Source organism: Streptomyces sp. NPDC048389, from assembly GCF_040706335.1.
Classification (GTDB): domain Bacteria; phylum Actinomycetota; class Actinomycetes; order Streptomycetales; family Streptomycetaceae; genus Streptomyces.
In genome coordinates this window covers 30813-42533 of sequence record NZ_JBEZKP010000021.1, presented here as the reverse complement: position 1 = coordinate 42533, position 11721 = coordinate 30813, and the positions used below count along the sequence as shown (strand labels likewise).

General features: G+C 72.9%; 11 protein-coding genes and 2 pseudogenes. 4 read left to right on the top strand and 9 right to left on the bottom strand.

Translation table 11 applies throughout. The features are described 5' to 3' along the window. Positions 1 to 13: 13 nt before the first annotated feature. The 4 genes from AB0903_RS17015 to AB0903_RS17000 form a co-directional block, all read right to left on the bottom strand. Positions 14 to 157, bottom strand: coding sequence for a hypothetical protein (locus AB0903_RS17015; RefSeq protein ID WP_366703447.1), 144 nt, complete (start codon positions 155 to 157; stop codon positions 14 to 16). Beyond that, on the bottom strand, positions 154 to 1665 hold the full coding sequence (locus AB0903_RS17010; RefSeq protein WP_366703571.1) for a GAF domain-containing protein: 1512 nt from the start codon (positions 1663 to 1665) through the stop codon (positions 154 to 156). The genes AB0903_RS17015 and AB0903_RS17010 overlap by 4 nt, the downstream gene beginning before the upstream one ends. 305 nt (positions 1666 to 1970) lie before the next feature. Then, positions 1971 to 3014, bottom strand: coding sequence for a rod shape-determining protein (locus AB0903_RS17005; protein ID WP_366703445.1), 1044 nt, complete (start codon positions 3012 to 3014; stop codon positions 1971 to 1973). A gap of 106 nt (positions 3015 to 3120) precedes the next feature. Beyond that, complete coding sequence (locus AB0903_RS17000; protein ID WP_366703443.1) at positions 3121 to 3681, bottom strand: hypothetical protein; 561 nt, start codon at positions 3679 to 3681, stop codon at positions 3121 to 3123. Positions 3682 to 3944: 263 nt separating this feature from the next. Here AB0903_RS17000 and AB0903_RS16995 point away from each other — a divergent pair, with 263 nt between their 5' ends. Continuing rightward, positions 3945 to 4598: a hypothetical protein gene (locus tag AB0903_RS16995; RefSeq protein ID WP_366703441.1), complete on the top strand. Its 654-nt coding sequence runs from the start codon at positions 3945 to 3947 to the stop codon at positions 4596 to 4598. A gap of 93 nt (positions 4599 to 4691) precedes the next feature. On the opposite strand, the pseudogene AB0903_RS16990 reads toward AB0903_RS16995, so the two are convergent. After that, positions 4692 to 4895, bottom strand: a pseudogene (locus tag AB0903_RS16990) (MarR family transcriptional regulator); the annotation flags it as partial. Here AB0903_RS16990 and AB0903_RS16985 point away from each other — a divergent pair. The 3 genes and pseudogenes from AB0903_RS16985 to AB0903_RS16975 all read left to right on the top strand — a co-directional run. Continuing rightward, a pseudogene (locus AB0903_RS16985) lies at positions 4892 to 5683 on the top strand (NADP-dependent oxidoreductase); the annotation flags it as partial. The pseudogenes AB0903_RS16990 and AB0903_RS16985 overlap by 4 nt on opposite strands. Positions 5684 to 5761: 78 nt before the next feature. Continuing rightward, complete coding sequence (locus tag AB0903_RS16980; RefSeq protein ID WP_366703439.1) at positions 5762 to 6184, top strand: organic hydroperoxide resistance protein; 423 nt, start codon at positions 5762 to 5764, stop codon at positions 6182 to 6184. Positions 6185 to 6708: 524 nt separating this feature from the next. Then, on the top strand, positions 6709 to 7518 hold the full coding sequence (locus AB0903_RS16975) for an EI24 domain-containing protein (RefSeq protein ID WP_366703570.1): 810 nt from the start codon (positions 6709 to 6711) through the stop codon (positions 7516 to 7518). Positions 7519 to 7534: 16 nt separating this feature from the next. Here AB0903_RS16975 and bla read toward each other — a convergent pair whose 3' ends face one another. From bla to AB0903_RS16955, 4 genes are all read right to left on the bottom strand, one after another. Further along, on the bottom strand, positions 7535 to 8485 hold the full coding sequence (gene bla / locus AB0903_RS16970) for a class A beta-lactamase (protein WP_366703437.1): 951 nt from the start codon (positions 8483 to 8485) through the stop codon (positions 7535 to 7537). A 116-nt stretch (positions 8486 to 8601) separates the two neighbouring features. Next, the gene (locus AB0903_RS16965) at positions 8602 to 9369 is read right to left on the bottom strand and encodes a carbon-nitrogen hydrolase family protein (protein ID WP_366703435.1); all 768 of its coding nucleotides are present in this window, start codon (positions 9367 to 9369) and stop codon (positions 8602 to 8604) included. A 7-nt stretch (positions 9370 to 9376) separates the two neighbouring features. After that, the gene (locus tag AB0903_RS16960; RefSeq protein ID WP_366703433.1) at positions 9377 to 10627 is read right to left on the bottom strand and encodes a pyroglutamyl peptidase; all 1251 of its coding nucleotides are present in this window, start codon (positions 10625 to 10627) and stop codon (positions 9377 to 9379) included. Between the two features lie 94 nt (positions 10628 to 10721). Further along, complete coding sequence (locus tag AB0903_RS16955) at positions 10722 to 11636, bottom strand: SGNH/GDSL hydrolase family protein (RefSeq protein ID WP_366703568.1); 915 nt, start codon at positions 11634 to 11636, stop codon at positions 10722 to 10724. Between the last annotated feature and the right edge of the window lie 85 nt (positions 11637 to 11721).

The window sequence follows — 11721 nt, the reverse complement described above, 5'->3', positions numbered from 1 at the left end:
GCCCGGCGGAGTGCTACGGCAGCGGGAGCGCGACCTTCAGCGCGTACACGGCGACGAGTCCGTACCCGACACGGAACGTCCAGGCGCGTGCGCACTTCACGTAGTCGGCCACTTCGTGCGGGTCATGAACTCCGGGCAGTCGGTGCACGGAGATCACGCGTCACCGGGTCCGCCGAGCGCGTGGTACCAGGACACCGTGGTGCCCTGCTCGCCGTCGTCGGCCACTGCGTCGTCGGTGACCGTGAGCCGTACGCCCTGCTGCCCGCCCGGCAGCCGTACCGTCGCGTCGACGTCCACGTCGATCGACGAGATGCCGCTGCGGCGGTGGGCGGCGGCCAGGGCGCCGCGCAGGGCGGCGATCAGCTCGCGGTCCACCGGTTCGCGCACCAGCGTGTCGACGGCTCCCTTGAAGTGCACGGACGGCGAGAACCCCAGCGGCACGGCAGCGCCCCGCGTCTCGTACAGCACCCGGCCGCGGAAGGTGGTCGGCGCGTCGGCGGGCGGCTGCTGGAGGGCGAAGATCGTCGTCCGCACCTCCTGGACGGTCGAGTCCAGCTCGTCGACGGCCCGGCCCAGCAGCTCGTCCGTCTCCCCGGCCCCGGCCTTCCTACGGGTCGACCCCAGCATCATCTCGGTCGCGAACAACCGCTGGACGACCAGGTCGTGCAGGTCCCGGGCGATCCGGTCCCGGTCCTCGTAGACGGCGAGACGCTCGCGGTTGTGCCGGGCGTCGGCGAGGACCAGCGCGGGTGCGGCCTGCGAGGCGAACTGAGTGGCCAGCAGTCGTTCCACTGCCGTGTACGGGCGGCTGCCGCGCCTACGCGGCAGCGCCAGGGTGCCGATCAGCCGACCGCCGCTCCGCAGCGGCAGCATCATGCTCGGGCCGAAGCGGCTGCGGACGTGTGTGGTCATCCGAGGGTCGGTCGCCGAGTCCTCGATGAACACCGGTTCACCGCCCAGCAGTTGGACGAGCACCGGAGAGCCGGGCAGGATCGTCGTGCCGACGAGATCCCCCGGGTCGTCCAGCGTGGAGGCCGCGACGATCTCCATGCCGCCCTCGGGGGTGGGCCGGAGCACCACACCGGCCGAGGCGTCGGCGAGGACACGGGCCTGCTCGGCGACGGTCATCAGCGCGTCGTCGGCGCTTTTGCCGGAGAGCAGCGCCGTGGTGACCGCCGCGGCGCCCTCGATCCAGCGTTCGCGCTGCCGGGCGGTCCCGTACAGCCGGGCGTTGCCGATCGCGATGCCGGCCTGCGCGGCGAGCACCCGCAGCAGCGCCAGGTCCTCCTCGGTGAAGTCCCTGCCCGGCGGGGCGGTCAGCCGCAGGTCGCCGAAGACCTCGGTGCCCACCCGGACCGGGAGGCGCAGCGGTTCGGCGGGACTCGCGGACGGGGCAGGTGCCGCCGGGCCGCCGGAGGCCGGCTGCCGCCCCGCCCCGGCTGTGACCTCTTCCGTGACGCGGCCGCGCTCGGGGTCGATCACGCCGAGCGCGGCGTACCGGGCGCCGCTCAGGTCGGCGGCGGCGTCCACGAGCCGCTGGAGGGTGGTTCGCAGATCGAGGTCGGTGCCGATACCGATCACGGCCTCGAGGAGCGCCGCGAGACGGGGCGAACCGGTCCCCGGTTCGGCGGGGCCGTCAGGCGCGTCCCCGCTGCTCGGTGCGATCACCGCGAGCGGGGTGTCTCCGCCGCCCGGCGCGTCCACGGCGTGCGGAGTGTTCACCGCGTGCGGGGTGTTCACTGGATCCGGGCCATCCGGGCCATCCGGTGCGTCCGCAGGGCCGGGTGCGTCCGCCTCCGGGCCGTCCGGCCCATGCTGTCCGGACGGGCCGGACGGGCCGGACGGGCCATCGGGGCCGAGATCTCCGTCCGGGTCGAGCTCTCCGTCCAGGCCGTGTTGTCCGGGCCGGTCATCCTGTCCGGATGGACCGGCCGTCCCGCTCGGCCCGGACGGGGCGCCGTTCGCCACAGTCAGTCGGCCTCTGCCAGCGGGTCGAGGACCAGGGGCTGGATCCGTCCCTCGAGCATCGCGCCGAGGCCCTGCACCGTGCAGATGTCGGGCCGTTCCGCGATGTTGACCGTCATGCCGGTCGCGTTGTGCAGCATCTGGTCGAGACCCGGCAGCAGCGCGCTGCCGCCGACCATCATGATGCCGCGGTCGACCAGGTCGGCGACCAGGTCCGGCGGGCAGTCGCGGAGCACCTTGCCGATCCCGTCGAGCACCGAGGTGAGCGGGGTGTGGATCGCCTCCCGCACGGCCGCGGTGTCGACGCGGACGGAGCGGGCGAGGCCGGTGGCGACGTCACGGCCGTGGATCTCGGTCGACGACGGGCCCTGCGCGGTCAGCCCGGCGCCGTGCAGGGCGACTTGGAGCGGGCGTACGGACTGGCTGGGCAGCATCAGTTCGTGCCGGTGGCGCAGATGCTGGATCACCGCGTGGTCGATGGCGTTGCCGCCGATGGGGATACGGGTCGCGGTGACGATCGCACCGAGGGACAGGACGGCGATCTGCGTGGTGGCGGCCCCGCACACCATGATCATGGTCGCGCTGGGCTGCTCCACCGGAAGGCCGCATCCGACGGCCGCCGCGATAAGGGTGTCCACCAGCTCGACCCGGCGGGCGCCCAGCCCGACCAGCGTCTCCACAGTGGCGCGCTGCGCGAGCGGGTCGCTGTCGTGCGGAGTGCTCGCCGCCGCTCGGAGACGGGGCTTGCGGCGCAGCCGGCGGCTGAGCTTCTCGCCCAGCAGGTGGCGGAGCATCCGCTGGGCCATCTCGATGTCGACCACGGTGCCGCCCGAGACGGGCCGGGCGACCCGGATGTAGCCGGGGGTGCGGCCGGTCATCTTCTCGGCGAGCGTACCGACCGCGATCAGTGCTCCCGTACGGGTGTTCACGGCGGCCACGCTCGGCTCGTCGACGACGATGCCGACGCCCTTCACGAAGACGCGGGTTCTGGCGGCGCCCAGATCGACGGCCACATGGCAACGTCGCAACTGTTCAAGGCTGACGGTCACGGCAGATCCTCCCGAGTGCGGTACGTGTTCGCATCGTGCGATCACCGCGGACCGGACGCGCGCTGGGCTGCGCCGGTCGGGGGTACGGAGCTGACGGGCCGACAGATCAGTCCGTGAGCCGTTGCAGCAGACCCCAGGTGAACTCGGCGACCCGCGTCTCGCCGTCGGGCAGGGTGAACGCGAGCCGCCATCTGGTCGGCGCGGAGCCCTCCATGGGACGGGCCGGCGGAAAGGCCCTCGCCACCTCGTCCACGGTGCAGGACCAGGGCTCCAGGTCGTCCGCCGTGCGCAGCTCGGGGCCGGCCGCACCCGGGGCGCGCACCAGCCACTCGTTCCACACGGCTCCGCCGTCGGCGGCGAGCACCTCGAAGCGCAGGTCCGGCCAGAGGGGTACGGGCCACAGCAGGGCGTCGCACTCCAGGTCGCCGATCCGGCGCCGGTGGACGAGCTCCGGCTCGCCGAGCACCGAGCGGTAGCGGGCGAGCGCCCCGCGCGACCGCGGCGCGCGCAGCTTCGCCTGCCAGCGCCGATTGGCCTCGCGCAGCTGCGCGGTCGAGACGCCGAGCCGATGCCGCGCGTCCTCGACGAGGCCGGGTTGGAAGTCGGCCATGCGGCGCAGCAGCACCAGTTGGAAGTCGAGTGGTCCGAACGGGGCGTCAGGGGTCATGGCCGACATCCTGCCCGGTCGGCGGCGTGGGCGGCGGCGAGTCGGCGCACTGCGGAAGTGAGCATTCCACACAGGATCTGCACAGGGAGACCCGCATCAGGACCCCGGGTGGCGAATAGCCTGCGGGCGCCATGGATTACTGCCACCCGTGCGGAAGGCATCTCAACGGCGCCCTGGCCTGTGCCGGGTGTGGCACACCCGTCGAGGAGCTTCGTCGCCTCAGCCCCCGAACCCCCGAGCCCGATCATGTCCAGGACCTGGTCGTGACACTCGAGTCTGCGGCCGGCCCCAAGCCGCGCCGTTCGCGCCGACAGGCCGCGCCCCGGCGCAGATCCGCGGGCCGACGTGCCCGCAAGCGGCGCGGGCGCACGGTGCTGCTCGGGACGATCGGCCTGGTGCTGGCGGCTGGTGCGCTGAGCCTGGCGGGGCTCGCCGTCGAGGGGGCCGACGACGGCGCGGCGACGGCGGTCCGGGAGAAGTCGGTCGCGGAGACGACGGTGCCGGAACCCAGCGCCTCCGACGAGTCGCCGGAAGGTCCGGACCGGGTGAGCGAACCGGCCACCACGAAGTCCGGCTCACCGCGTCCGGGGAAGTCCCGCGCGGCAGCCGGGGAAGGTGAAGGCGGCGAAGGTACGGGCGGCGAAGGCGGCGAAGGTACGGGCGGCGAGGGCGGGGACGGCGAGGGCGGGGACGGTGAGGGCGTCGGTCCGGAGCCGTCGGCTTCCCCGTCCGACGGGAACGCGTCCCCGTCGCCGTCCGCCTCGGGCGAGCCCGGGGGGCCGGGAGAGCCCGGAGGCTCGGACGAGCCCCCGGCGGAGCCGGGCGGCCCCGAGCCGTCCGACGGACAGGACTCGCCACCGCCTCCGGAGCCGGAACCGACGGAAACGTGTGAGCGCTGGCTCTTCTGGTGCATCTAGCGCTGCGCTTGTGCGCCCGGCGCCGTGCCGTGGCGTCCGGCGTGGCGCCCGAGGGCCGAGCGTCCGTGCCGGTGCGCCGGGCGGTGGTCCCCGTCAGGCATCGGGTGGTGGTCCGGCAGGGGCCTCGCCGAGCATCCGTCTGAGCAGGTCCCGCAGCACCGTGCGCTCGACCTCCGTCAGCTCCGCCAGCGGCTCACGGGCGAAGACGAGGGACTCGCGCAGCCGGCGAGCCGTGCTGCGGCCCTCCTGCGTGGCCGCGGCCAGCTTCACCCTGCGGTCGGCCGGGTCGGGGCGGCGGGGCGGTCGGCGAGGTGATCGCGTCGAACGCGGAGGGCTTCGCCGTCGGCGACCACGTACTGCACGGCCTCGGCTGGCGTGAGTACGCGGACGTGCCCGCCAAGCACGCGACCAGGGTCGACGCCTCGCTCGCCCCGCTCTCCGCCTATCTCGGAGTGGTCGGCATGACGGGCCTCACCGCCTACGCCGGCTTGTTCGAGGTCGCTTCCTTCAAGGAGGGCGACGCCGTGTTCGTCTCCGGCGCCGCGGGTGCCGTCGGCAGCCAGGTCGGCCAGATGGCCCGGATCAAGGGTGCCTCGCGAGTGATCGGCTCGGCCGGTTCCGACGAGAAGGTCAAGCTCCTCGTCGAGAAGTACGGCTTCGACGCGGCGTTCAACTACAAGAACGGCCCGGTCGCGGAGCAGCTGAAGGAGGCCGCGCCCGACGGCATCGACGTCTACTTCGACAACGTCGGCGGCGAGCACCTCGAGGCCGCCATCTCCTCGTTCAACGTCGGCGGCCGCGCGACCGTCTGCGGAATGATCGCCCAGTACAACTCCACCGAGCCGACCCCCGCCCCGCGCAATCTGGCACTCGTCATCGGCAAGCGCCTGCGGCTGCAGGGCATGCTGGTGAACGATCACTCCGCGCTTCAGCCGCAGTTCGTCCAGGACGTCGCCGGCTGGATCGCCTCGGGCGAGCTCGCGTACGACGAGACCGTCGTCGAGGGCATCGAGCGGGGGTACGACGCGTTCGCCGGACTGCTCCGGGGTGAGAACACCGGCAAGATGATCGTTTCTCTCGGCTGACGGTTCACCCGTTAGGCTCTTGCCCAGCCGTCGCGATCGTGGGCGCGAGTCGCGGCGAACCAGCAGGAGGAAGACTTCATGTCGATCCAGCAGTCCGAGGTGCTCTACACCGCCGTCGCCACCGCGGAGAACGGCCGTGACGGCCGCGTCGCCACGGACGACGGCACCCTCGACTTCGTGGTGACGCCGCCCAAGTCCATGGGCGGCAGTGGCGCCGGCACCAACCCGGAACAGCTTTTCGCCGCCGGTTACAGTGCCTGTTTCCAGCAGGCGCTGGTCGTCGTCTCCCGCCAGGAGAAGGCCGACATATCCGGCTCGAAGGTCACCGCGGAGGTCGGTCTCGGAAAGAACGACGACGGCTTCGGCCTCATCGTCAAGATCTCCGCGAGCATCCCGAACGTGGACGCCGCGACCGCCAGGGACCTGATCGAGAAGGCCCACCAGGTCTGCCCGTACTCCAAGGCGACCCGTGGCAACATCACGGTCGACCTCGCGGTCTGAGGTCCGGCACGTCCAACACGTCGGCACGTCCAACACGTCGGCACGTCCAACACGTCGGCACGTCCAACACGTCGGCGCGTCCAACACGTCGGCGCGTCCAACACGTCCGGCACGGCAGAGGGCGGCACCCCGCGCGGGGTGCCGCCCTCTGCTCGTCTGCGGGTCAGCAGCGCCCGGCCGAACTGCGCGAAGACACCCTTCGGGTGCGCACGGAACAGCGGCTCGGTGCCGAACCCGCCTCCGGTACGCCGGCCGGCGACGTGCCGGAGGCCACCGAGGCGCGGCCCGCCGCCGCCGTGACCGTCGAGCAGCGTCGCCGCCTTGCTGACCGCGGCGCCCTGCTCGCCCAGCCCGGCCACTCCGGTGCCGCTCCTTCAAACGCGGTGCGGGCGGTGCGGGCGGTGCGGGTCAGCTTCGCGTGGCCCAGCCCGGACGACACGTACAGCACGTCGGCCCGCGCCCAGTCGAAGCCGGCGTTCGGCACGGCCGTCGAGACCCGCACCACGTCGAATAGGGTGTGCGCCATGCGTGATCTTGCCGTCGGCTTCGGCTATGTGATGAAGGGCCAGCGCTGGGTCGCCGGCCACGGCCGGTGGTTCGGCTTCGGCCTGCTGCCCGGCCTGGTGACCCTGGTGCTCTACGCTGCGGCGGTCACCGGTCTGGTGTTCGGCGCCGACGACGCCACGGCCTGGGCGACACCGTTCGCGGACGACTGGTCCTCGCCGTGGCTCGGCATCTTCCGCGGCACGCTGACGGCGCTGCTGTTCGCCTTCGGACTGTTCCTCGCGGTCATCACCTTCACCGCCGTGACACTCCTGATCGGCCAGCCCTTCTACGAGAACCTCTCCGAGCAGGTCGACCGCTCGGAGGGCGGCGAGGTGCCGCAGTCGGGGCTGCCGCTCTGGCGTGAACTGTGGATCTCCGCCAGGGACTCGCTGCGGGTCGTGCTGCGTGTGGTCCTCTACGGCGTACTGCTCTTCGCCTGCGGCTTCATCCCGGTCGTCGGCCAGACCGTGGTCCCGGTGGTCGCCATCTGTGTCTCCGGTTTCTTCCTCGCGGAGGAGCTGACCGCCGTGGCCCTCCAGCGGCGCGGTGTCGAACTGAGGAAACGACTCGCCCTGCTGAAGGGCCGTCGACTGCGCACCCTGGGTTTCGGCGTGCCCCTGGCGCTGGCGTTCCTGGTGCCGTTCGTCGCGGTCTTCCTGATGCCGGGCGCGGTCGCCGGGGCGACGCTCATGGCCCGTGACCTGGTGCCGCAGGTTCCGGACGGGGACGGGGAGGCGGCCGCGGAGCCGGCGAGGCCGGCCCCGCCCAGCTTCCGCGAGAACGGCTAGCCGCCCGGGGCGGCGGCTACGACAGTGCGTCGGCGACCACGGACGCCGCCCGGGCGATCAGCCTGTTGTCGTGTTCGGCGTCTTCCTCGGACCGGTTCGACATGATCGCCATGACGATGGGGGCGCTGTCCGGCGGCCACACCACGGCGATGTCGTTGCGCGCGCCGTAGCCGCTGCCGGTTCCGGTCTTGTCGCCGACCACCCACCCCTTCGGCACCCCGGCCCTGATGAGCTCGTCGCCGGTGAGGTTGGTCCGCAGCCACGTGGTGAGCCGGGCCTGTTCCTTCTTGCCGAGAACGTCGCCGAGGACGAACGCGCGCAGATCCGCGGCCAGCGCCCGCGGCGTGGTCGTGTCCCGCGTGTCACCCGGGGTCCACCGGCTCAGTTCGGGCTCGCGGCGCTCCATGCGTGTGACGTCGTCGCCCAACTCCTCAAGCACGGCCTCCAGGCCCTTCGGTCCGCCGAGGGCGTCGAACAGCAGGTTGGCCGCGGTGTTGTCGCTGTGGCGGACGGCGGCTTCGCACAGCTCGCGCAGGGTCATCCCCGTCCCGACGTGCTTCTCGGTCACGGGCGAGTGGGCGACCAGATCGTCACTGGAGTACGTGATCACCTTGTCCGTCCCGCTCAGCGTGTACTCGCGCAGCACCGCACCGGCGGCCAGCGCCTTGAACGTGGAGGCGAAGGGGAACCGCTCGCCGTCGTTGTGGGCGACCTCGCGCCCGGTGCCGGTGTCGACGGCGTAGACCCCCAGTCGCGCGTCGAACTCGCGCTCCAGTTCCTTGAAGTCCCGGGCGACCGGCTTCGCCGCGGCGTCCGCCGGCGCGGTCGCACCCGCGCCCGGACTCGCCGTCGCGGCGGGAGGCCACGAGGATCCCGGGGAACCGCCCTGGCCGCAGGCGGCCAGCGGGACGAGGACGAGCGTGGCGAGCGCACCGAGAACGGTGCGCCGGAGACGGGAGTGCGGCATGGGCAAGACCTCCGGAGTGCGCCTCTCGGGGCGCCTCTGCTGACGAAGCGGCACGGCTTGCCGACGAGCGGCACGGCCTTCCCGGCGCTCGGTCATGAGCACCGGGGCGGCATCGATCATGCCCCGACCCCGGCCCCGCGACCGGTACGGCGCGCGTCGGGCGGGCAGTCGGTCGCGACCCGCGCCACCGCGAGCCCCGGCGCGGCCGTGCCCGCGGTGGCGAGCAGGGCGCCGTCCGGGCCCCAGACCGCGCTGCCGCCCCGGCAGTCGCCGACGGCGCACGGGCCGACCGCGTTGGCGAGCAGAACCGGCAGGCCGTTCGCCCGCGCCCGGACCGGATAGACCGCCTCGAACGAGTCGTTGCCCTCCTCGAGCACCGAACCGGCCACGTACACCTGGCAGCCGTCGCCCGCCGCCCGCTCGGCGACCTCGGGGAACCGGTTGTCGTAGCAGACCGCGACCGCGAACCTGACGCCGTCGAGAGTGAAGCGGCCGTCCTCGGCACCGGCGGCGAAGACCTCCTGCTCCCGGCCGTGCAGGTGCCTCTTGTCGTAACGGGCGAGCAGCCCGCCGTCCGGACCGATCACCAACGCGGAGATCGTCGGACGGGGGCCGGACGTCCGGGCGGCGCAGCCCACCAGCGCCGCCGTCGACGTCGTACGGCACGCCTCCCGCACCGGGTCCAGCCGCGGGTCGTCCTCGGTCAGCCACAGCCCCGGGTCCCCGGCGATCGCGCCGAGGTCGTAACCGGTGGCCGCCAGTTCGCAGAACGCGACCAGCCGGGCGCCCTGCCCGGCGGCCTCCCGTACGAGTCCCCGCATGCTGTGGACATTCGCTCCGATGTCACCCGGTGCGGACGTGAACTGCCCTGCCGCGATCTTCATACGGCCATCATCGCGTCCCGCCGCCACCGGCGGCCACCCGGATGATCTCCCGTGTCTGGTCGATGATGTCCAGCCGGTTGCGTACGAACTCGGGGTCGGTGACCTCGGTCGTGTTGCCCGCCGCGAACTGCAGTACCGGGGTGTGCACATGACCGCCGGGGACATCCAGACCCAGCCGGTCGCGCAGCAGCGTGGCGCGGTAGGCGATCTCGTTGGACAGGTAGTTTCCGCCGCCCCCGGCGCGTGCGGTGGAACCGGGCGTCGGGCCGCCGGGCCGGACCACGGGGACGGTTCCGCCGGCCGGGATCTCGGTCACGGACGTGTTGTCGTACACCGGGAAGCGGCCCGTGTCCGCGGCGGTGATCGCCTCGTACGGCAGTGAGGTCGACGTCCACTGCGGCTGGGAGGCGGGATCGGCCACCGGGACCGTCTCCGTGCGGGAGACGTCGTCGTTGTCGGGGAAGCCGCCCCGCCAGGCGCCGTTGAAGCGCTCGATGTCGACCCGGCCCACCCGGCCCTGGCTGACCGTGGTGAACAGGTCCGCCTTCGGCAGCTGCCGCCGGAGCGTCCGCTCGACGGTGCCCTCCGTGAAATCCTGCCAGCGCACGGGGAACACCGCCGTCTCGATCCTGGCGGGCCCGTCCGCGGTACGGATCCAGGTGCCGTCGAGGGCGAGCGCGGCGGCGCCGGACGGATTGCTGATCCGGATGTCCCGGTCCAGCGTGAACGGGTCGAAACCGGTCATCACGATCCGCTTCACGCCCTCGCCGGGCGGCAGGTCCATCGAGTCCTGACCGCGTGAGGAACGCTCCAGACGGTCCATCAGCCGCGCCCGCTGCGCCTGGGTGACGCCGAACGCGGGCTGCCACTGCCGAAGCCCCGCCGTCATGCCGAGCCGCGCCCAGTACAGCGGCCGGTCGTCGTCCCGGCTGAGATCTCCCCGCGCCGCGCCCCTGCCCTGCGCCCGGTCCACGGCCCGCTCCCACAGCGACGACCCGTGGCGTGCCACGGTGCGCTCGGCCTGCACGTACGACGTCGCGCGCTCCAGCGCCCGTACGAAGGCGGGAGCGACCGGGGCGAAGCCGCTGCGGCGCAGGATCTCCCGGGGCACCGCCCGTTCGAGCCGCTGCTCCTCCACGGTGAGCGGGGGTGCGGCGGCGGGCGCCGCCGACGCGAGCGGGGACGCGGAGACGGTGAGGGCGGCGGAGGTGAGCAGGGCGAGCGCGAGCACGTCCAGGCGGGCGCGTATCCGGGGCACGGGGTTCCTTTCGTCGGCCGGCCCGCAGTATCGCGGCGGTGCGGCGTCGGACGGAAGGGCGCCTCGGAGTCCGGCTCGGACCACCCGGATCGGGTCAAGGGGCCTGCGCGGCCGTGATGTTGCGGTACGCGATCTCCGCGAGCCGCTGCTGTCCCTCCCTGCCGGGATGGAACCAGTCCCAGCGGCTCAACTGGGCACCGGTGAAGCGGTAGTCGAAGACGGCGCCGCCGTCGTACCGGCAGCGGTCGTCCTTCGCGCAGACGTCCTCCAGCACGCCGTTGTACGCCACGACCCGCTGCTGGACGGTGTCCCGGCGCTGCTCGGCCAGGACGCTCACGTCCTGCGCGTCGCCGAGCATCGTCGCGCAGATGCCCAGTTCCCATATCCGGCTGCCCAGCGCGTCACCACGGCCCACCGACCACAGCCGCTTCAGGTCCGGCACGCTGGCGACGTAGACCTGTGCCTTCGGGGCGTCCTTCCGCAACCTGGCCATGGCGGCCTCGAACGACGCCCGGAACTCTTCGACGGGAGTCATCCGGTCCACGGTGTCCGCGCAGGCGTCGTTCGCGCCGATCATCACCGTGACCAGTTCCGGGCGGTGGGCCGCCGCCCGGGCCATCTGCTCCGGCAGGTCCGACGCGTCGGCGCCGGAACGGGCGAGATTCCAGCTGCGCTGCGCCGCGCCGGGCCCCAGCAGACGCAGGGCGAGGCTGTTCACCGAGGTGTCCGTGCCGGTCGCCCACGACACCTCCGGGCAGTCCGACAGGACCATGCAGGCGTCGAACCCGCGGGTGATGGAGTCGCCGACCGCCGCGAGGGACCGCGGAGTGCGGTCCCAGTGGCGGGTCGGGCTGGGGCTCGGGGAGGGGCGGGCGGACGTGGCGGACGGCCGATCGGGTGTTTCTGACGGCAAGTCACATGCCGCCAGCCCTCCGGCCGTCAGGGCCGCGAGAGCGAGCGCGGCGGCGACGCCGGTGCGTGCGCGGAGTGTCCCGCTTCGCTGGCGCAAGGTCACTTTCCCCTCCATAAACCCGGCATCCGACCTCCTGCCGAGTGAAAGCTTGGTGCGTACGGCCCCAGGAGCGACATTACGC